General features: G+C 61.5%; 17 protein-coding genes and 1 pseudogene. 9 read left to right on the top strand and 9 right to left on the bottom strand.

The genetic code is table 11. The features are described 5' to 3' along the window. Positions 1 to 316 precede the first annotated feature (316 nt). Positions 317 to 589 (top strand): annotated as a pseudogene (locus tag KL786_RS19390) (IS110 family transposase); the annotation flags it as partial. 22 nt (positions 590 to 611) lie between these two features. Here KL786_RS19390 and KL786_RS19385 read toward each other — a convergent pair. The 3 genes from KL786_RS19385 to KL786_RS19375 all read right to left on the bottom strand — a co-directional run bounded on the left by KL786_RS19385 (position 612) and on the right by KL786_RS19375 (position 5,184). Next, the gene (locus tag KL786_RS19385; RefSeq protein ID WP_215518644.1) at positions 612 to 3,362 is read right to left on the bottom strand and encodes a TonB-dependent receptor; all 2,751 of its coding nucleotides are present in this window, start codon (positions 3,360 to 3,362) and stop codon (positions 612 to 614) included. 251 nt (positions 3,363 to 3,613) lie between these two features. Continuing rightward, entirely contained in the window at positions 3,614 to 4,600 is a 987-nt protein-coding gene (locus KL786_RS19380) for a FecR family protein (protein ID WP_215518643.1), read from the bottom strand. Between the two features lie 62 nt (positions 4,601 to 4,662). Beyond that, positions 4,663 to 5,184 (bottom strand): RNA polymerase sigma factor, encoded by a 522-nt coding sequence (locus tag KL786_RS19375; RefSeq protein ID WP_215518642.1) that lies wholly within the window; start codon positions 5,182 to 5,184, stop codon positions 4,663 to 4,665. A 216-nt stretch (positions 5,185 to 5,400) separates the two neighbouring features. On the opposite strand from KL786_RS19375, the gene aroQ reads away from it, so the two are divergent. After that, entirely contained in the window at positions 5,401 to 5,838 is a 438-nt protein-coding gene (gene aroQ, locus KL786_RS19370) for a type II 3-dehydroquinate dehydratase (RefSeq protein WP_032861827.1), read from the top strand. Continuing rightward, complete coding sequence (locus tag KL786_RS19365; protein WP_215518641.1) at positions 5,835 to 6,689, top strand: shikimate dehydrogenase; 855 nt, start codon at positions 5,835 to 5,837, stop codon at positions 6,687 to 6,689. Before aroQ ends, KL786_RS19365 begins: the two co-directional genes overlap by 4 nt. A 75-nt stretch (positions 6,690 to 6,764) precedes the next feature. On the opposite strand, the gene KL786_RS19360 is transcribed toward KL786_RS19365, so the two are convergent. Together KL786_RS19360 and quiC are read right to left on the bottom strand one after the other, a co-directional pair. Continuing rightward, positions 6,765 to 7,430, bottom strand: a complete 666-nt coding sequence (locus tag KL786_RS19360) for a TetR/AcrR family transcriptional regulator (RefSeq protein ID WP_032861824.1) — start codon at positions 7,428 to 7,430, stop codon at positions 6,765 to 6,767. A gap of 71 nt (positions 7,431 to 7,501) precedes the next feature. Then, entirely contained in the window at positions 7,502 to 9,397 is a 1,896-nt protein-coding gene (gene quiC, locus KL786_RS19355) for a 3-dehydroshikimate dehydratase QuiC (RefSeq protein ID WP_215518640.1), read from the bottom strand. A 254-nt stretch (positions 9,398 to 9,651) separates the two neighbouring features. On the opposite strand from quiC, the gene KL786_RS19350 reads away from it, so the two are divergent. Further along, positions 9,652 to 10,986: an MFS transporter gene (locus tag KL786_RS19350; protein ID WP_032861820.1), complete on the top strand. Its 1,335-nt coding sequence runs from the start codon at positions 9,652 to 9,654 to the stop codon at positions 10,984 to 10,986. 1 nt (position 10,987) lies between these two features. On the opposite strand, the gene KL786_RS19345 is transcribed toward KL786_RS19350, so the two are convergent. Continuing rightward, on the bottom strand, positions 10,988 to 11,866 hold the full coding sequence (locus tag KL786_RS19345) for a DMT family transporter (RefSeq protein WP_032861818.1): 879 nt from the start codon (positions 11,864 to 11,866) through the stop codon (positions 10,988 to 10,990). 195 nt (positions 11,867 to 12,061) lie between these two features. Between KL786_RS19345 and KL786_RS19340 the strand changes: the two genes are divergently transcribed. Genes KL786_RS19340 through KL786_RS19330 form a run of 3 tightly spaced genes read left to right on the top strand, consistent with a single transcriptional unit; the run spans position 12,062 to position 14,396 of the window. After that, positions 12,062 to 12,475: a hypothetical protein gene (locus KL786_RS19340; RefSeq protein ID WP_032861815.1), complete on the top strand. Its 414-nt coding sequence runs from the start codon at positions 12,062 to 12,064 to the stop codon at positions 12,473 to 12,475. Between the two features lie 52 nt (positions 12,476 to 12,527). Continuing rightward, positions 12,528 to 13,418: a KPN_02809 family neutral zinc metallopeptidase gene (ypfJ, locus tag KL786_RS19335; RefSeq protein WP_032861813.1), complete on the top strand. Its 891-nt coding sequence runs from the start codon at positions 12,528 to 12,530 to the stop codon at positions 13,416 to 13,418. Continuing rightward, on the top strand, positions 13,419 to 14,396 hold the full coding sequence (locus KL786_RS19330) for an alpha/beta hydrolase (RefSeq protein ID WP_215518639.1): 978 nt from the start codon (positions 13,419 to 13,421) through the stop codon (positions 14,394 to 14,396). A 39-nt stretch (positions 14,397 to 14,435) separates the two neighbouring features. On the opposite strand, the gene KL786_RS19325 is transcribed toward KL786_RS19330, so the two are convergent. The 3 genes from KL786_RS19325 to KL786_RS19315 form a co-directional block, all read right to left on the bottom strand. Further along, a complete protein-coding gene (locus KL786_RS19325) occupies positions 14,436 to 15,023 on the bottom strand; it encodes an HAD family hydrolase (protein WP_215518638.1) in 588 nt (195 codons plus the stop codon). Next, positions 15,020 to 15,889, bottom strand: coding sequence for an acyl-CoA thioesterase II (tesB, locus tag KL786_RS19320; protein ID WP_032861807.1), 870 nt, complete (start codon positions 15,887 to 15,889; stop codon positions 15,020 to 15,022). Before tesB ends, KL786_RS19325 begins: the two co-directional genes overlap by 4 nt. 160 nt (positions 15,890 to 16,049) lie before the next feature. Continuing rightward, complete coding sequence (locus tag KL786_RS19315) at positions 16,050 to 16,619, bottom strand: GNAT family N-acetyltransferase (RefSeq protein ID WP_215518637.1); 570 nt, start codon at positions 16,617 to 16,619, stop codon at positions 16,050 to 16,052. A 75-nt stretch (positions 16,620 to 16,694) separates the two neighbouring features. Between KL786_RS19315 and KL786_RS19310 the strand changes: the two genes are divergently transcribed. Together KL786_RS19310 and KL786_RS19305 are read left to right on the top strand one after the other, a co-directional pair. After that, positions 16,695 to 17,615 carry a histone deacetylase family protein gene (locus KL786_RS19310; RefSeq protein WP_215518636.1) on the top strand — a complete coding sequence of 307 codons (921 nt, stop codon included), beginning with the start codon at positions 16,695 to 16,697 and terminating at the stop codon, positions 17,613 to 17,615. Positions 17,616 to 17,751: 136 nt separating this feature from the next. Then, positions 17,752 to 19,023, top strand: a complete 1,272-nt coding sequence (locus tag KL786_RS19305) for a TIGR03862 family flavoprotein (RefSeq protein ID WP_502937846.1) — start codon at positions 17,752 to 17,754, stop codon at positions 19,021 to 19,023. Positions 19,024 to 19,108: the final 85 nt, after the last annotated feature.

Here is a 19,108-nt window from a genome sequence, read left to right as displayed (position 1 = left end):
TCGGTCTGGATGAAGATCAAAGGTGGGAGCTGTCGAGCCCCGGCGAGGCTGCGATGGCGGTGGATCAGTTGCCAAGTAGCTGGCTGACCCACCGCTTTCGCGAGCAAGCCCGCTTGTATGTTTAAACTTGAAGGGGTGGGCGGTGACTAAAAGCCCGATTCCGACTCTAGCCAGTACGGACCGTGGGAGACTTCTCGTCCCGCCCTTTCTACCCCAAGCGCCGATAAGGAATTCATCGGGAAAACCGACGATAGAGGCAAGCCAGCGCTGGGATAGACCCCGACAAACCCTTAAACACTCGCTCCGAGGATTTGTTATGACAATCCTTACTTCACCAACGGTTCTGGGTATCGATGTGGCCAAGGCCGACGTCGTCGCCTACCGCGAAGACCTCAAAGCCATTCAAACCATTACCAACGACCGCGATGCTCTTGGCCGCTGGCTCAAAACGCTACCTGCCAACAGCTCAATTGCCCTGGAAGCCACCAGCACTTACCACCTGGACACAGCTGAACTCGCCCATGAAATGGGACATCGGGTTTACGTTGTAGACGCTTATCGGTTGAGCCATTACCGCGAATGCCCAGGACCTACGGGCTCAAACACCTTGATCAAAACTTGTATTCGAGCATCCCGCTCAACGTGCGACCGCGCGCCAGGCTGAGGTTGTTGGCGTCGCCCATGGCAACGAAATAGGCTTCGTCAGTGGCGTTTTCCAGGGCCAGGCCAAGGTTCAAATGATCGCTCATCCAGTAACTGGCGTACAGGTCGTAGAGGGTGTATTGCGGCCACAGTGCCTGGTCGATGAACTCGTAGCCCTGCTGGTTGAGGTTGGCGCCGTTGCCCGAGCTGTAGCGCACTCGCACTCCGGTATCCAGGCGCTTTTCCAGGAACCGCGCGCCCAGGGTCAACGAGCCGCGATCTGCTGGCATATAAGTGGCGTTGCCCATGATCCGGCCGCAGCTTTCCTTATTGTTGGCAACATCGTCATCCAGCACTTCATAGGTCGTGACCGGCCGGATGCCTGGGCGGCCATCCGGACGAATGTAGGATTCGATACGCGTAGTCCTCGGCCCGCTGGTCTTGGCGCCGCCCATGTAATAGTTCTTCGAGCAGAAGTCGTTACTGCCGATCATGTGGGTGTAGCTCAGGTTGGCGTAGGCCCGGCCCATGTCGTAGTTGAGCTGGTATTCCATGCCGCGAAAGCGCGTCGGCGCCGTGTTGTTGACGTAGGCCATGGTCCCCAGGAAACCGCCAACGCTGGTTTCCGGCAAGCTGACGCTGTGGTTGAGGAACGAGAAGTTTTCGATCTTGGTATCGAAGTAGGCGACCTTGATGCCCAGGCGGTCGTCGTTGAAAAACAGCCCTTCCTTGAACACGTTGACGCCCATTTCCCAATCCCGCGACTCTTCAGCCTTCAGATAAGGGTTGGGAAACACCCGCTCTGACGAGTTACCGCCATGGGGCCGACCGGTCATGAAGGTCTCCGTGACTGCCGGCGGGCGCCAGCCCTTGCCCCAGCGCGCATAGAGTTGCATCCACTCCAGCCCAGGCTTGATACCGATGCCAAAGGTGGGCGAGAAGTGCCCCTCTTCATTATCGATATCAAACACCTCGGCCACCCGCTTGGCGCCTACCAGACTGTTGTAGAAACGGTCACGTTTGTACAGGGTCATCCCGGTCTGGCCTTCAAGCCGGTAGCGGTCGTACCGCAGGCCGGCATCCAGGGTCAGCCAGTTGTCGTATTCGTATTGCAGGTTGTTGAACAGGCTGGCGATGGTGCGCTTGCCGCCCGGGGTAGCGCCTTCGACGTACGGCAGCAAGCCCTGGAGGTTGACCGCCTCGACCTTGTTGGTACGCGGTTTGAATTCGTCCTGGTACATCTCCAGGCCGTAGTTCCATTTGACCCGTCCCAGCGTATTGAAATCGAAGCGCGAGGTGTTGTCGGCCTGCAAGCCCCAGGTATCAGTCTGGAAGTGGTCGGTGTAGCCGCCGACCTCGTTGCCCGTGCCCGGCGTCGCCAGGTTCGGCGCATTGGTCCGCTCCAATTGCGTCGTGACGTAGTACGCCTTGGCCTTGAAGTCGATCAGTGGGTTGTCCGGGGTGTAGCTGTAGTCCAGCGCGACGTTCTTGGCGTTGAGGTTGTTCTTGCTCACACGCTGGTAGTAAACGCTTTGCGCATCATCGGCGGTATAGGCCCACGCGTCGTTGCTGTCGCTGTCGGTTTGCAGGTAGCTCAGTTGCACGCGCTGATCGTTGGGCAGGTTCAAGCCCAGCTTGACGATCTGTGAACGGGTCACGCTACCCATATCGCCGACTTCGCTGTTCAACCAATCGTCAAACGCTTCGGGTTGGTATTTGCGCGCGCGCAGGTTGGTGCCCAGTTTCTGGTCGTTGTTGGTACCGGCGCGGTAATCGCCAAAGTGCCGCTCACTGTAGCCCAGCAGCACATCGCCACGTTCATCGCCAAAGGCAAACACGCCGCTGCCGTTGAAGTTGGTGCCGTTACCCAGTTTACCGATGCCGTTACCCGCGCGCAGACGCCCGCCGTACTCCTTGCCATCGGCCAAAAACTCACTGGCGTCCAGGGTCTTGAAAGACGCGATCCCGCCGAGCACCGCCGCGCCGCCCATGCCCGACTGGCTGCCTTTGTCGATCTCGATGCTGGAGACAAACTCCGGGTCGATCACCATCGTGCCGTTGCGTTGCTGGTGGCCGTTGACGTTGAAGTTCTGGCGCATGCCATCGATGTTCATATTGACCCGGCCGTAGTCCTGCACCCCACGGATATTCACCGACAGGCCAGGGTCACGCTGGTTGACGGCGGTGTAGACACCGGCAGTTTCTTCGAGCATGTCGGCGGCGTGCCGGGGTGGGCGCTTATCGATCTGCTCGCGGGTGATCACCGCCACCGAGCGCGGCGTTTCGTACACCCAGTCACTGGGCTTGCCGTTGGTAGTGGCGTTGATGGTGGTGGTGCCGACAGTCAACGCGCCGTCCTGTTCGACACTGACGCGATTGAGGGTGACCTGGCGTTCGCCGGTAAAGCGATACTCCACCGGTGCGCTGCCCAACAAACGCCCCAACCCTTCCTGGGCGCTGTACTGGCCCTTGAGCGCGGTGCTGCTGAGGCCTTGCAGGCGCGGGCTGTCGAACAACACCTGCAAGCCGGCCTGGTCGGCAAAGGCCAGGACTGCGCCGCCCAGGGGCTGGGCAGGAATATCGAACATCAGCGTCGCAGGCTGCGAAGCGCCGGCCACAGGAGCGGCGGCGTAGGCCTGCCCTGCGCTGGCAAACAGAGCCAAGTGAATGGCCAGGGCCAACCGGCTGCCGGTGGTGCGCCCTTTGTTGATTGCAGACATTGTTGTGATCCCTTCGCTGAGCGTTTTTTGTCTATGCGAATACTTCTCGATTAGCAAGACGCGTCAGAGACTGGGACTCAGTAAGTGTTTCTGAAAATTATTGGAAGATCAGCCAGGAGTGCAGGCTTTTGTAGGCGCTGGCTTGCCTGCGATGCGGGCAACTCGGTCTACCAGGCAGACCGAGGTGATGCTATCGCAGGCAAGCCAGCTCCCACACAAAAGCGCCCGTTCACAGGGAGGTTTGCGGTGTGTCAGTAGATCAGGCTGACACCCGCCAGATCAAAGCGCCGCACCTGCAACTCTTCGGTCAAGGTGCCCAGCGCCTTGTCCAGCATGTCGAGGCGCACCACCGCGCTGACTTCACGCTTGCCCAGCTCGGCATCGGTCAGCACCACCCGGCCGGGGCGGTAGCGATTGAGCTCTTCAACCACCTTGGCCAGCGGCTGGCGATCGAACACCAGCACCCCGCGCCGCCAACTGGTGGCCCGGGCCAGGTCAAGGTTGGGCAGCTCAACCACACCGTTTTGCATGCTGTAGCGGGCGGCCTGCCCTTCCTGGAGGACCGTGGTTTGCGGTCGGTCTTGCTGGGTCACGGCCACGCTGTGTTGCAGCACACCCACCCACGCCTGGTCGTCTGCCTCGCGACCGACCACAAAGCGCGTGCCCAGCGCCCGAGTTTGCCCGCCGACACTCTGCACCACGAATGGTCGGGTTTCCTGCCCAGCCATGGGCGCCACGTCGAAAATCGCCGAGCCGGCCAACAGGCTGATCCGGCGCTGCTCGCCGTCGAAGTCCAGGCGGATGGCGCTGGAGGAGTCCAGCTCCACAGTGCTGCCGTCAATCAGGCGGACCATGCGCACTTCGCCCTTGGCGGTCAGGTAGTCGGCCTGCATCTGCAACAAGGCTTGCGGCCCCTGCAACCAGCCAACACCGGCGACCACCAGCAACAGCGCGACACTTGCCGCCACGCGCCATGGCCGCCGACGCTGGGCGCGACGCACAGGCACGCCAACCGAAGGCGGACGCTGGCGATGCACCGGCGTGTCCAATTGCAAGTCGCCCAGCGCCGCCCAGGTCTGCTGGGCATACACCAGTTCCGCAGCGTGACGGCTATCGCTGTCGATCCAGCGTTGCAGTTCGGCTTGCTCCTGCACATCCAGCCCACCCGCATGCAGGCGTACTGCCCAATCGGCGGCGGTCTCAGTAATGTTGGGCTGTTGCGACTCCTGGCTATTCACGTGTGAGTCTCGAATTCTCGTTGTATGAAACAGTGACGTTTGAGCAGCGTTTTTCCAGTAATTCATTCGTCGGCTGGCGTCACATCGCCCTCCCGCAAACGTTGCATGACATGTGCCAGCGCCTTGGCCAGATGTTTTTGCACTGAACTGTCGGAAATTTCAAGGTGCCGCGCGACTTGGGCGTGGGTCATGCCTTCAACGCGGTTAAGGCGGAAAATCTGCTGCGTACGCTCCGGTAGTTCCGCCAACGCCTGCTTCAATGCCTGTCGCTGTTGCTGCGCCATTGCCTGAGCCTCCAACCCGGCCACTTCATCTTCAATCTCGGCCAGCGCCTCATGGGGCACGGAGTCGGTCTTGCGCCGTGCTTCCTGGCGGATATGGTCGATCAGCAGATTGCTCGCCGTGCGGTAGAGATAGCCCTGGGAGTTGTCGATCCGTTCACTGGACGGCTTTTGTGCCAGGCGCAGAAAACTCTCCTGCACCAGGTCCGCAGCCAACTGAGGGTCCCGCACCTTGCGCAGCAGATACCGGCGCAGGGTATCGGCATGCTTGAGAAACAGGCCCTTGAGATCCACGTCCGACAAACCGACTCCCTGGGGATGTAAAGGAAACAGGCGGGCATCTTAAGCGTTATCGAGAATGATTTTCAATTGATATCCACTCTTGGGCAGTGCTGGAAAACCTTATTCAGCGTTCGATAATCGAACGGTTATCCACAGCGCGACACTTCGTCAATTGACCAAATTAACTATTCAGTACATTTTATCTCGATCAATAAAAACAACAGTGGAGACATCCCTATGCCACCTATTGTGCTGGTCCTCAACGGTCCCAACCTGAACCTGCTCGGCACCCGCGAACCGGCCACCTACGGCCACGAGACCCTGGCCGACGTCGCCGCGCTGTGCGGGCGCAGCGCTGAACAATTCGGGCTGAAACTGGAGTTTCGCCAGACCAACCACGAAGGCGAACTGCTGGACTGGATCCACGGCGCCCGCGCCCGTTGTGCCGGGATTGTGATCAACCCGGCGGCCTGGACCCACACCTCGGTGGCCATCCGCGACGCCCTGGTAGCCAGTGAATTGCCAGTGATCGAAGTGCATCTGTCCAACGTGCACGCCCGTGAACCCTTCCGCCACCATTCCTTCGTCTCGCCTATCGCCAAGGCCGTGCTCGCCGGGTTTGGCAGCCACGGCTATCACCTGGCCCTTGAGCATTTCAGCCGGGAACTCAAATGAAGCCACGTATCCTCGCCGGCCTGATTGGTGCCGGCATCCAAGCGTCGCGCACGCCGGCCCTGCATGAGCAGGAAGGCGATGCCCAAGGCTTGCGCTACCTGTATCGCCTGATCGATCTGGATCAGTTGCGCCTGGACAGCAGCGCCCTGCCCGACCTGCTCAAGGCCGCCGAGCAGATGAACTTCACCGGGTTGAACATCACCTACCCGTGCAAGCAAGTGATCCTGGCGCTGCTTGATGAACTGTCGCCCGAAGCCCGGGGCATCGGCGCGGTCAACACCGTGATCTGGCGCGACGGCAAGCGCATCGGCCACAACACCGATTGCCTGGGTTTTGCCGAAGGATTTCGCCGTGGCCTGCATGAGGCTGCGCGCCAGCGCGTGGTGCAGATGGGGGCCGGTGGCGCGGGCGCAGCAGTGGCCCACGCACTGTTGGCCGAGGGTGTCGGGCAGTTGAGTATTTTCGATGTGGACCATGGCCGCGCGCAAAGCCTGGCGGATAACCTCAACCAGCATTTCGGCCCCGGCCGCGCGCAGGCCGGCAGTGATCTGGACAGCGCGATGGCGGCGGCTGACGGCCTGGTCAATACCACGCCCATGGGCATGGCCAAGCTGCCGGGCATGCCAGTGCCAGCGCGGTTGCTACGCGCTGCGCTGTGGGTCGCGGAAATCGTCTACTTCCCGCTGGAAACCGAACTGCTGCGCACGGCCCGGGCCTTGGGCTGTCGCACGCTGGATGGGGGCAATATGGCCGTGTTCCAGGCGGTGAAGGCGTTTGAGTTGTTCAGTGGCAAGAAAGCAGATGCACAAAGGATGCTCGATCATTTCCAGAGCATGAATACTTCACTGTAGAAACCGGTTCCTAATGTGGGAGCTGGCAGGCCTGCTCCCACACAAGCCCACCCCACATTGAGTTCGGCGGGGGAGTCAGGCCTGTAGGTAACGCAGCACCGATTCGCAGATCATCGCCCGATGCCGCTGCTTGATTGCCTCATCCGACAACTCGATCTGAAAGATCTCACTGAAGGTATGCCGGTTGGACACCCGGTAAAAGCTGAACGAGTTGATCAGCAGATGCACATCCAACGGCTCCAGCCCTGCGCGAAACACCCCCAGTTCCGCCCCCCGGCGCAAGGTCGCGCCCAGCGCTTCAAGGATGTTGCTGTTCATTGCCTTGATCGCATCCGACTCTTTCACATACTCGGCGTTGTGAATGTTCTCGATGCTGACAATCCGCACAAAATCCACATTCTGGTCATGGTGGTCGAAGGTGAACTCCACCAGGCGCCGGATCGCTTCACGGGGTTCCAGCTCGGTGAGGTTCATCCGGGTCTCGGTGTTGCGGATATCCCCGTAGAGCTTTTCCAGGACCTCGACGTACAGCTGTTCCTTACTGCCGAAGTAGTAATAGATCATGCGTTTGGAGGTGTGGATGCGCTCGGCGATGGCATCCACCCGCGCACCGGAAAGCCCCTGCTGCACGAACTCGACAATGGCCTCTTGAAGAATGTTCTCGCGGGTCTTTTCCGGGTTGTTCTTGCGGCTCTTGCGCGGCGCCAGGGGGGCGTCGGGCAGTTCGGACGTCGGGTTCATGGTGCGCTCACGGCCATTTATGCAGGCCGTGATTATGGGCCGCCACGTCGTACGAAGGAAGCGCCAACCCCCTACAACTTGGCCTGACGCACCGCACCGCTGCGCGACTTGGCCATGGCCGCCAGGCGTACCGCCACATTGGCTGCGCCATAACCCGCATAGCCGTTTTTGCGCTGGATGATTTCGAAGAAAAACCGCCCTTCGAAAGGTTCGGTGTACACGTGAAACAACTCACCGCCCTGGGCATCGCGGTCGTACAACACGTTGTAGTACGCCAGCTCGCTGAGAAACTGATCATCGAAATCAAACCGCGCCGCCAAGTCATCGTAATAGTTGAGCGGGATATCCAGCAGCGGCACGCCCGCCTCCTTGGCCCGGCTGACCTCGGCGAAAATATCCGCGCAATCGAAGGCAATGTGATGCACCCCGGAGCCACGGTAGCTCGATAGCGCGTGGGAGATCGCCGTATTGCGGTTCTCGGAAATATTCAGCGGCAGGCGGATCGAGCTGCAGCGGCTGCGCAGCGCCCGGCTCTTGACCAGGCCGTAGGGGTCCGGCAGCACCACTTCATCGTCGGCCTCGAAATCCAGCAGGCTCTTGTAGAACAGCACCCAACTGTCGAGGCTGTCGGCCGGCAGGGCCATGGCCATATGGTCGATACGCAGCAAGCCGCCGCCGCTGGTGCTGGACGCTTGCAGGTTGAAATCAGTGTCGTAGATCCCGCCGGCGTGCTGGTCCACCAGGTAGATCAGGCTGCCATCCGGCGCACGCACCGCCGCCAGCTCCAGTTCATTGGGCCCGACCAGGCCGCGATAGGGTTGACCCTTGTAGGCCACTGCCCGTTCCAGGGCCTTGGCGCTGTCCTTGACGCGGATCGCCGTGGCGCACAACGACGGGCCATGGGCCTCGAAAAAGTTGTGGGCAAAGGAGTAAGGCTCGCAGTTGAGGATCAGGTTGATGTCGCCCTGGCGCAGCAGGCTCACACTCTTGGACCGGTGCTGCCCGGCCTTGACGAACCCCAGGCGTTGCAGCCATTGCGTGAGCCGGGCGCCGAGGTTTTCATCCACCGCGAACTCCAGGAACTCGATGCCGTCGTACTCGCTGGCAGGCGGGGTTTCGAACAGGATATCGACAGGCGTGGCTTGCTGCGCCAGACGTTGGCGGGTCTTCTCTTCCAGGTACAGCAACGAGCGCAAACCATCCGCCGCGTTGGCCCGGGTGGGCGCGGCGCGAAAACCATCGTTGAAAATCTCCAGGGACAGCGGCCCGGTGTAGCCACTCTGGATGATTGGCGCCAAGAAGCCCGGCAAGTCGAACTCGCCTTGGCCGGGGAAGCAGCGGAAGTGCCGGCTCCACTCCAGCACATCCATGGCCAGGATCGGCGCGTCGGCCATTTGCACAAAAAAGATCTTGTCGCCAGGGATCTGGGCGATCGCCGTCGGATCGCCCTTGAGCGACAAGGTATGAAAACTGTCCAGCAACACCCCGAGACTGGGGTGATCGATCTCGCGCACCAGTTGCCAGACCTGTTGCCAGGTATTGACGTGCCGGCCCCAGGCCAGGGCCTCGTAGCCAATGCGCAAGCCACGGCGGCCGGCGTGTTCGGCCAAAAGACTCAAGTCATCGCGTAGGATCGAATGTTCGCCCGTGGAGTCCGCCGAGGCATTACTGCACACCAGCACCAGGTCGGTGCCCAGTTCCTGCATCAGGTCGAACTTGCGCTCGGCCCGCTCCAGGTTGCGCGCCAGGCGTTCGCGGCGGCATCCTTCAAAGTCACGAAACGGCTGGAACAGCGTGATGGCAATGCCCAGGTCGGCACACATCTGCCGCACTTCGCGGGGGCTGCCGTCGTAATACAGCAAGTCGTTCTCGAAGATTTCCACCCCATCAAACCCAGCCGCAGCAATGGCTTCGAGCTTTTCCGGCAGGGTGCCGCTCAGGGAAACTGTGGCGATGGAACGTTGCATGGGGTGACTCCCGGCAATGAAGGCTGGTCTTGTTTGCGGCAAATTATTGGCCGCGCGCAATAAAGCAGCAATTCAAAATGTACGAACCGGTTAGTTTTATGGGCGATTATCGAACACAATGGCGATTGGCGAATTGACGATTTTTTAGCCACTGCGCACCATCGATTGCGCATCCAGGACCGCTTTTTATCGGCGTGCACCTGTGATCACGACCCAGAACACACCATAAAAATTTCAAAAAACGGGTACCTCTCATGCCTTCGCAAAATTCCGCCGTGGCCCCGCGCCCCGGCAACCCGCAAGCGGCTATTGGCGACAAGATTCGCGGCGCCCTCGCCGTCGGCAAAACCCGCTGGGGCATGCTGGCCCTGGTGTTTTTCGCCACCACCCTGAACTACATCGACCGCGCCGCCCTGGGCGTGATGCAGCCGATCCTGGCCAAGGAGATGAGCTGGACGGCGATGGACTACGCCAACATCAACTTCTGGTTCCAGGTCGGCTACGCCATTGGTTTTGTGCTGCAAGGCCGGTTGATCGACCGGGTCGGTGTCAAGCGCGTGTTCTTCTGCGCGGTACTGCTGTGGAGCATCGCCACCGGCGCCCACGGCTTGGCGACCTCAGCAGTGGGCTTTATGGTCTGCCGCTTTATCCTCGGCCTGACCGAAGCGGCCAACTACCCGGCCTGCGTCAAGACCACCCGCCTGTGGTTCCCCGCAGGTGAGCGCGCGGTAGCCACCGGCATCTTCAACGCCGGCACCAACGTCGGCGCCATGATGACCCCGATGCTGTTGCCATTGGTGCTGCATGTGTGGGGCTGGCAGGCTGCCTTCCTGTGCATGGCTGCGCTGGGTGGGATCTGGCTGGTGTTCTGGGGCCTGAAGTACTACAACCCCGAAGACCATCCAAGCGTGAAGCAATCGGAACTGGACTACGTGCAACAGGAAGTCGAGCCCGAACAACCGCGCGTGCCCTTCAGCCGCATCCTGCGCATGCGCGGCACCTGGGCCTTCGCCATTGCCTACGCCCTGACCGCGCCGGTGTTCTGGTTCTACCTGTACTGGCTGCCGCCGTTTCTCAACCAGCAATACAACCTGGGGATCAACGTGACCCAGATGGGCATCCCGCTGATCATCATTTACCTGACGGCAGACTTCGGCAGCGTGGGCGGCGGGATTCTGTCCTCGTTCCTCATCGGTCGTGGCATGCAGCCGATCAAGGCGCGCTTGCTGTCGATGCTGCTGTTTGCCTGCTGCATCGTCGGCGTGATCATGGCTGCAGGCTCCAGCCAGCTATGGGTCGCGGTGTTTGCCATCTCCCTGGCCATCGGCGCGCACCAGGCCTGGACCGCCAATATCTGGAGCCTGGTGATGGACTACACACCCAAGCACATGATGAGCACGGTGTTCGGTTTTGGCGGGATGTGCGCGGCCATCGGCGGGATGTTCATGACGCAGATCGTCGGCCATATCCTGACCGTGACCAACAACAACTACACCGTGCTGTTCACCCTGATCCCGGCGATGTACTTCCTTGCCCTGACCTGGATGTACTTCATGGCACCGCGCAAGATCCCGACGGTCGAGGTCTGATTCACCGCCGCCGCTGCTGCCAGGCAGCGGCCAACCCGCTCAGGCAGATCACCCCGATCCCGACCACCGTGGTCAGGTCCGGGGTGTGGTTGAACACCAGCCAGCCCAGCAACCCCGCAAACACGATCTGGCAATAGCCGAACGGCGCCAGCAAGGCCGGCGCAGCGAAGCGGAAGGCCTGGGTCAGCATCAAGTGTGCGGTCATCCCGCAACTGCCCAGCGCCAGCATCAACAGGCCATGGCCCAGGGTCGGCACTTCCCAGAAGAACGGCACCAGCGCGCTCATCACCAGGGTGTTGCACAGGCCGGCGAAGAAGTTGCTGGTGGTCGGGCTGTCGTACTGGCTGAGGATGCGGGTCAGCAGTTGGTAGAAGCAGAAGAACAACGCCGAGACCAAGGGCAACAACACCGCCGGGGTGAACAACTCACCACCGGGGTGCACGATGATGATCACCCCGACAAAACCGCAAATCACCGCCAACCACTGGCCCCGCGTCACATGCTCGCCCAAAAGCGGCACCGACAGGGCCGTCACCAGGATCGGCGCGAGGAAGTTCACCGCCGTGGCTTCCGCCAGCGGGATGTAATGCAGGGCGGCGGTAAAAAACAGGCTGGTACCCAGCAGGCACAAGGCCCTGGCGACCTGCAACAACGGGCGCTTGCTGCGCAGCACCCGCAGGCCCGATTGCGGCAGGAAAATCCCCGCCATCAGCAGCGTATGCACCATGTACCGGGCCCATACCACCATCACGATCGGATAGAAGCCGGCCAGGTATTTGGACAAGGCGTCATGGCTGGAAAACAGGAGCGTCGCCAGTACAATCAGCGCGATGCCCTTGAAGGGATGGTTGACGCCGGAAAGAGGGGTGCTGAGGGTCATTGAATTCTCGTGCGTGACAGGCTGAAATGACCGCCGCAAGCAGTGGCACTCAACGCGCTAATCTAGAGCGGGTGGTGCATCGGTCTCAAGAGCATAACCAAACAGCGGGCGATCAGCGCACTAAATTGCCCAAACCCAGTCCAACGCTGCACGCCAGCCTGCCATTGCATGCTGTTTAACCAAGGCCACTCCCCAATGAAAAAAACCCTGTTGATCCTTTCGACCCTCGCCCTGCTCAGCGCCTGCGATAAATCCCCCCAGGCCCCGAAACCGGCGCCGCCTTCGGTACAAGCGACCCTGGTGCCGGAAACCCTGCCCACCGACAAATGGGTCGGCAAGTGGGTCGGCGTCGAAGGCCTGCACCTGACCGTCAGCAAGGACGACAGCATCGGCCGCGGGCATTACCTGTTGACCATGCAATACGGCCTTGATGCCGACGCCTCCGGCACGTTCAAGGGCGAGGCTGGCGAAGACGGCATCACCTTCAACCGCCCGGACGGCCCGCAAGTGCTGCGTGCTGGCGACGGTGCAGCCACTGGTCTGAAATGGCTGGCTGATAAAAAAGACTGCCTGGTGGTCAATACGGGCGAAGGGTATTGCCGCCAATAACGGCCATACTCACTCACGGTATTAACAACACGATCATCAAGAGGATTGCCACATGCTATGGAAAAAGGGTCGGCGCAGCGACAACGTGGTCGACGCGCGCAATGACAGTGGTGGCGGCGGTGGCGGCATGCGCTTTGGTGGCGGCAAGGGCCTGAGCCTGACCGCCATCGTGCTGATCGTCGGCATCGGCCTGTTGACCGGCCAGGACCCGATGCAGATCCTCGGGCAACTGAGCGGCCAGATGACCGAGCAGGCGCCTTCGGTCAGCCCGCAAACACGCCAGGCACCGCCCGCCAACGATGAGCAGGCAGACTTTGTGCGTGCCGTGCTGGGCGACACCGAAGACACCTTTGGCCAGGTGTTCCAGGAAAACGGCCTGGCCTACAAGAATCCCAAGCTGATCCTGTTCCGTGGCCGGGTGAATTCCGCCTGCGGTGGCGCGACCTCCGCCAGCGGCCCGTTCTATTGCCCGGCCGACCAGCAGGTCTACCTGGACCTGGATTTTTTCCGGGAAATGTCCCAGCGCTTCCAGGCGGCCGGCGATTTTGCCCAGGCTTATGTGATCGCCCACGAAGTCGGCCACCACGTGCAAACCCTGCTGGGGATTTCTTCGAAGATCCAGGTCGCGCGCCAGCAAGGCCGGCAGATGCAAGGCGATGGTGGCTTGCTGGTCCGCCAGGAACTACAAGCCGACTGCTTCGCCGGGGTCTGGGCCAACCGTGCGCAAAAGCGCCTGAACTGGCTGGAACCGGGCGACATCGAAGAAGCGCTGAACGCCGCCAACGCCATCGGCGACGACCGCTTGCAGCAGCAGGGCCAAGGCCGCGTAGTACCTGACTCGTTCACCCATGGCACTTCGCAACAGCGGGTCCGCTGGTTCAAGACCGGGTTTGCCCAGGGCCAGATCAGCCAATGCGACACGTTTTCGGCCAAGAGTCTGTAAATGAACAGTCGATGCGCATGGCTGCTGGGCCTGCTGATCACCTGCTCGACCGCCACCCTGGCCGCCGGGCAGGCGGTCAAGGTGATCAGCCCCGATCGATTCACCCTACAAGCCGGCGACCTGAGCCTGGGCCTTAGCCAGGACTGGCGCCAGCCGCTGCCGCAGGTCACCCGCGCGCTGATTATCGTGCATGGCCGGCTGCGCAATGCCCAGACCTACCTCAAAAGCGCCGAGGACGCCGCTGCCCACGCCGGGCAAGGCGCCAACACCTTGGTGATCGCGCCGCAGTTTCTCAACGATGCGGATATCCAGCGCCATCACCTGGGCGATAGCGTGCTGCGCTGGCACGGCAATGCGTGGATGGCTGGCGAGACATCTGTCGGCCATGGCCAGATCAGTTCCTACGGCGCCCTGGACCAGATCATCAAGCACCTGGGCAACCGCAAACTATTCCCGGCCCTCAAGGAAATAGTGATCGCCGGGCATTCCGGGGGTGGCCAGGTGGTGCAACGCTTTGCCCTGACCGGCCATGACCACCCGGCCCTGCAAGCGGCGGGGATCAGCCTGCGTTATGTGATCGCCAACCCGTCGTCCTACGCCTACTTCAGCCCGCAACGCCCGGTGCAATTCGCGCCGGCCAGTTGCTCAGGGTTCAACGACTGGAAGTACGGCATGCAAAAGCTGCCGGCCTACGCCAACGGCCAAAGCCCCGAGCAACTGGAAAAAGCCTACGTCGCACGCGATATCACCTACCTGCTGGGCCAACAGGACACCGACCCCAACCACCCGGCCCTGGACAAGAGCTGCGCCGCCGAGGCCCAGGGCGCTTATCGGCTGATTCGCGGGCACAACTATTTCGACTACCTCAAGCAGCGGCATCCGCAGTTGAGCCAGCGGTTGGTTGAAGTGCCAGGGGTTGGGCATGACGGCGACAAGATGTTTACCTCGCCGCAGGGGCAGGCGGCCCTGTTCCACTAATCCGTCAGACAAAACCCAATCAGAAAGGTGGTGCTTGGTTTAGATCATCTGGCGCAATGCCGCGCAGTCCTTGGCATGCCAATCGGCCAATTCCGGCCAAGGGTTTTCCGGCAAGTTCACCAACACTGTCCGCGCTCCCGCCGCCCGGCCGCAATCGAGGTCGAAGCGATAGTCACCCACCATCACCATCTCGGCGGGTGCTACATCCCACGCCTGCGCCAGTTTCAGCAGGCCACCGGGATCCGGCTTGGGCGGGGCGTCGTCGCGGCCCAACACATCTTCCACGGCAAAACAGTCGGCCAGGCCGATAGCCTGCAAGGTGATGTGCGCCAGCTCCTGGGCATTGCGCGTCAGGATCCCCAGGCGATAGCCCCGTGCCGCCAAATCACGCACCAACTCCACCGCGCCCGTGGCGGCCACCGAACCCAGCGCCAGCTCGCGCTCATGCGCCAACAACCAGGCATGCTTGGCCGCCGCTTCGGCCGCAGGCAATGCCGCCAGGTGGGTGAGAATGTCGTCGGCGGGCGGAATTTCCAGCGCCACGCGAATCGCCGCAAAGTCATGTACGGCCACAGTCAGGGTGCCGTCCATGTCGAACACCCAGTGTTTGACGTGCGCCAGGCTCACGCCCAATCCTTGCGATGGCGAATCAAGCCTTCCTGAGTCACCGAGGCCACCAGTTGGCCAGCGCGGTTGTACACACTGCCACGGGAGAACCCACGGGAATTGCCGGCCCATGGGCTGTCCATGGCGTACAGCAACCAGTCATCGGCACGCAGGTCAGCGTGAAACCACAACGCATGGTCCAGGCTGGCCACTTGCATGTCCTTCTGCCATACGGTCTTGCCATGGGGCAGCAACGAGGTGGTCAGCAGGCCGAAGTCCGAGGCATAGGCCAGCAGGTATTTGTGCAGCGCCGGCAAATCGGCCAGGGCGCCATCGGCACGGAACCACACATATTTGACCGGATCGGACGGCTGCGGGTTGAACGGGTCTTTTTCAGTCACCGGCCGCACTTCGATGGGCTTGGGGCACAGCAATTTTTCGCGCATGGATTCAGGAATCAGGTGCGCGCGCTGCTGGGTCAGTTCCAACTCCGACGGCAGGTTCTCCGGCCCCACCACCACCGGCATGGTGGTCTGATGCTCGAAGCCTTCCTCGTCGTACTGGAACGAGGCGCTGCAGGTGAAGATCGGGTTGCCCTTCTGAATCGCCGTGACCCGGCGCGTACTGAAGCTGCCGCCATCGCGCACCCGGTCCACTTGATAGACCACCGGCAGCCCGGCATCCCCAGGGCGCAGGAAATAGCCGTGCAACGAGTGCACATGCCGCGCTTCTTCGACGGTCTGGCTGGCCGCCGACAGCGACTGGCCCAAGACCTGGCCGCCGAACAGTTGGCGAAAGCCCAAGTCCTGGCTGCGGCCGCGAAAGAGGTTTTCTTCAATCGGTTCCAGGGTCAGCAAATCGACCAGATCTTCCAACACTTGGCTCATACACTCTCCTCAGAGCAAAACGGTTTCTACCTTCTATTTTCTACTGTAGGAGCGAGCTTGCTCGCGAAAAACCCAGGGACGACGCAGGGTGTCAGGCCCCCCCGCGTTATCGTTGACGATTTTCGCGAGCAAGCTCGCTCCTACAAGTATTACCGCCTGCTTATCCGTGCAGCGTGTCCAACCATTGGGCGCGGGTGATGCGATACAACACATGATGGCGCAGCGGATCGTCCGCCGCGAGCCTGGGGTGTTGAAAATCTGCCGCCGGATCGTAATGCATGCCGATGGCCTGCATGACTTTCTGCGACGGCAAGTTGGCCTCGGTGGTGAAGGCCACGATCTGCTCCAGTTGCAAACGGTCAAAACCACAGCGCAATGCGGTCCAGGCCGCCTCACTGGCAAACCCCAGGCCCCAGTGCTCGCGGGCCAGGCGCCAGCCAATTTCCACCGCTGGGGTGAAGTCGGCTTCAAAGCCGACATTCAGCAGCCCCGTCAGGCCGATAAACTCGCCGCTGTCCTTGCGCTCCAGGGCCCACAGGCCAAACCCATACTCAGCAAAATGCCCACGTATTCGCCCGATCAATGCCGCACTTTCCAGGCGGTCCAGGGGGGCCGGGAAATAGCGCATCACCTGCGGATCGGCACACATCCGGGCAAATTCCGGCAGGTCGCTGTCGCGCCACTGGCGCAGCACCAGGCGCGCGCTTTCCAACTCCAGTATCGGCTCCATCGTTCCCCTCCCTTGCCATGTGCGTGAGTGTACAGCGCTGTTAAGATCCGTCGCTGGTTCCTGTCAGAAATTGCCATGCCTTTGCCACTGATCTACCACGACGACTACAGTCCCGAATTCCCGGCGGATCATCGCTTCCCCATGGACAAGTTCCGGCTGCTGCGCGATCACCTGGTCGACAGCGGCCTGACCCAGGACAGCCAGTTGCTGCGCCCCCAATTATGCCCGGCCGATGTCCTCGCCCTGGCCCATGACCCTGGCTATATCGAACGCTATATGAGCGGTGAGTTGTCCCGCGAAGACCAACGGCGCCTCGGCCTGCCCTGGAGCGAAGCCCTGGCCCGGCGCACCGTGCGTGCGGTCGGCGGGTCGTTGCTGGCCGCCGAGCAGGCCCTGGAGCACGGCCTGGCCTGCCACCTGGCGGGCGGCACCCACCATGCTCATTACGACTACCCGGCGGGCTTTTGCATCTTCAATGACCTGGCGGTGATCAGCCACTACCTGCTGGCCAGCGGACGGGTCAACCGGGTGCTGATCTTCGACTGCGATGTGCATCAAGGCGATGGCACCGCGCGCATCCTCCACAACACGCCGGATGCCATTACCGTGTCCCTGCACTGCGAAAAGAACTTCCCCGCACGCAAGGCCACCAGCGACTGGGATATCCCGCTGCCCATGGGCATGGGCGATACCGACTACCTCAAGGTGGTGGACGATGCCCTCAACTACCTGCTGCCGTTGTATCAACCGGATCTGGTGCTGTATGACGCCGGTGTCGATGTGCACAAGGACGACGCCCTCGGTTACCTCAAGCTGACAGACGCCGGCGTCGCCGCCCGTGACGAAAGCGTGATGCGCCACTGCCTGGGCCGCGACATCCCGGTGATGGGCGTGATTGGCGGCGGCTACAGCAAGGACCGCCCTGCCCTGGCCCGTCGCCATGGCATCCTGCACCACAGCGCGCAGCGGGTCTGGACGTCATCAGGTTGTCATTGAAACGTGAGTGTTACCCACAATGCCTGTGGAACGGCCTGTGGATAACTTGAGCGTAAACACCTGTAAGGCAGACAGCGTATAGCGTGTAGGAAGGTGTACGTTTTTTGATCAGGCAGTTTTGCGGTCCTCGGGTAGAATGCTCGGCTTACTTTGCCGAACCGCAGTCACCACCATGTCCCAGATCCCAGTCCAGCCCCACCACGTCACAATCATCGGCGGCGGCCCCGCCGGGCTGATGGCCGCCGAAGTATTGAGCCAGGCCGGGGTCCGGGTGGACCTGTACGACGGCATGCCATCGGTGGGTCGCAAGTTCCTGCTAGCAGGCGTTGGCGGCATGAATATCACCCACTCCGAGGCCTACCCGGCATTTCTCTCACGCTACGCCGAGCGCGCCCCGGACATCGCCCCCTTGTTGCGCCAGTTTGGCGCCGAGGCGTTGTGCGAATGGATTCATGGCCTGGGGATAGAAACCTTTGTCGGCAGCTCCGGCCGGGTATTCCCTACCGACATGAAAGCCGCACCGCTGCTGCGGGCCTGGCTCAAGCGCCTGCGCGACCAAGGGGTAGTTATCCACACCCGCCACCGCTGGCTCGGCTGGAATGCCGATGGCGACTTAGTTATCCACAGCCCGGATGGCGAGAAAACTGTCCACAGCGATGCCGTGCTACTGGCCCTCGGCGGCGGCAGCTGGTCGCGCCTGGGCTCCGACGGCGCCTGGCTCAAGTTGCTGGAAGACCAAGGCGTGCCCTGCGCCCCGCTGCAGCCGAGCAACTGTGGCTTCGAGGTGTCAGCCTGGAGCGACTTGATGGTGAGCAAATTCGCCGGCGCGCCGCTGAAAAATGTCGCCATTGGTTTGGCAGCTGACAAACCTCGGTTGGGCGAATGCGTGATCACCACGACAGGTATCGAAGGCAGTTTGATCTACGCACTGTCGGCGCCGGTCCGTGAAGCAATCAACCGTGATGGCGCGGCCACCGTGCATATCGACCTGCTACCGGGCAAGCCGCTGGACAAAGTGCAGTCTGCATTGGCCAAGCCCCGTGGCTCACGTTCGATGAGCAAGCATTTGCACAGTCAGTTGGGGCTGGATGGGGTGAAGGCGGCGCTGTTGCGCGAGTTGGCGCCTGCCGAACATTTCAACGACCCGCAGAAATTGGCCGTCGATATCAAGGCTCTGCCGCTGACCCTGGTGAAAACCCGGCCAATGGACGAAGCCATCAGCACCGCAGGTGGCGTGCCGTTTGAGGCATTGGATGAGCGCTTGATGCTCAAGCAATTGCCGGGGGTGTTCTGTGCCGGCGAGATGCAGGATTGGGAAGCGCCGACGGGCGGGTATTTGCTGACGGGGTGTTTTTCCAGTGGCAGGGCTGCGGGGCGGGGCCTGTTGGAATGGCTCCAGCGCCGATAGTTGCGGTGAGCTCAGGTCCGCCATCGCAGGCAAGCCAGCTCCTACATTTTGAATGTGTTCACAGATCAAAATGTGGGAACTGGCT

The sequence above is a fragment of the Pseudomonas sp. TAE6080 genome (genome assembly GCF_018732265.1).
Taxonomy (GTDB): domain Bacteria; phylum Pseudomonadota; class Gammaproteobacteria; order Pseudomonadales; family Pseudomonadaceae; genus Aquipseudomonas; species Aquipseudomonas brenneri.
The sequence above is the reverse complement of the archived record's forward strand: the minus strand, read 5'-3'. Positions and strand labels throughout refer to the sequence as shown.

Bases quoted from the DNA above. Each gene is read 5' to 3' on its own strand.
- aroQ (WP_032861827.1), top strand. From the start codon at position 5,401: ATGCCACCTATTGTGCTGGTCCTCAACGGTCCCAACCTGAACCTGCTC.
- KL786_RS19305 (WP_502937846.1), top strand. From the start codon at position 17,752: ATGCTCGGCTTACTTTGCCGAACCGCAGTCACCACCATGTCCCAGATC.
- KL786_RS19330 (WP_215518639.1), top strand. From the start codon at position 13,419: ATGAACAGTCGATGCGCATGGCTGCTGGGCCTGCTGATCACCTGCTCG.
- KL786_RS19365 (WP_215518641.1), top strand. From the start codon at position 5,835: ATGAAGCCACGTATCCTCGCCGGCCTGATTGGTGCCGGCATCCAAGCG.
- KL786_RS19340 (WP_032861815.1), top strand. From the start codon at position 12,062: ATGAAAAAAACCCTGTTGATCCTTTCGACCCTCGCCCTGCTCAGCGCC.
- KL786_RS19350 (WP_032861820.1), top strand. From the start codon at position 9,652: ATGCCTTCGCAAAATTCCGCCGTGGCCCCGCGCCCCGGCAACCCGCAA.
- tesB (WP_032861807.1), bottom strand. From the start codon at position 15,889: ATGAGCCAAGTGTTGGAAGATCTGGTCGATTTGCTGACCCTGGAACCG.
- KL786_RS19360 (WP_032861824.1), bottom strand. From the start codon at position 7,430: ATGAACCCGACGTCCGAACTGCCCGACGCCCCCCTGGCGCCGCGCAAG.
- ypfJ (WP_032861813.1), top strand. From the start codon at position 12,528: ATGCTATGGAAAAAGGGTCGGCGCAGCGACAACGTGGTCGACGCGCGC.
- KL786_RS19345 (WP_032861818.1), bottom strand. From the start codon at position 11,866: ATGACCCTCAGCACCCCTCTTTCCGGCGTCAACCATCCCTTCAAGGGC.
- KL786_RS19310 (WP_215518636.1), top strand. From the start codon at position 16,695: ATGCCTTTGCCACTGATCTACCACGACGACTACAGTCCCGAATTCCCG.
- KL786_RS19315 (WP_215518637.1), bottom strand. From the start codon at position 16,619: ATGGAGCCGATACTGGAGTTGGAAAGCGCGCGCCTGGTGCTGCGCCAG.
- quiC (WP_215518640.1), bottom strand. From the start codon at position 9,397: ATGCAACGTTCCATCGCCACAGTTTCCCTGAGCGGCACCCTGCCGGAA.
- KL786_RS19385 (WP_215518644.1), bottom strand. From the start codon at position 3,362: ATGTCTGCAATCAACAAAGGGCGCACCACCGGCAGCCGGTTGGCCCTG.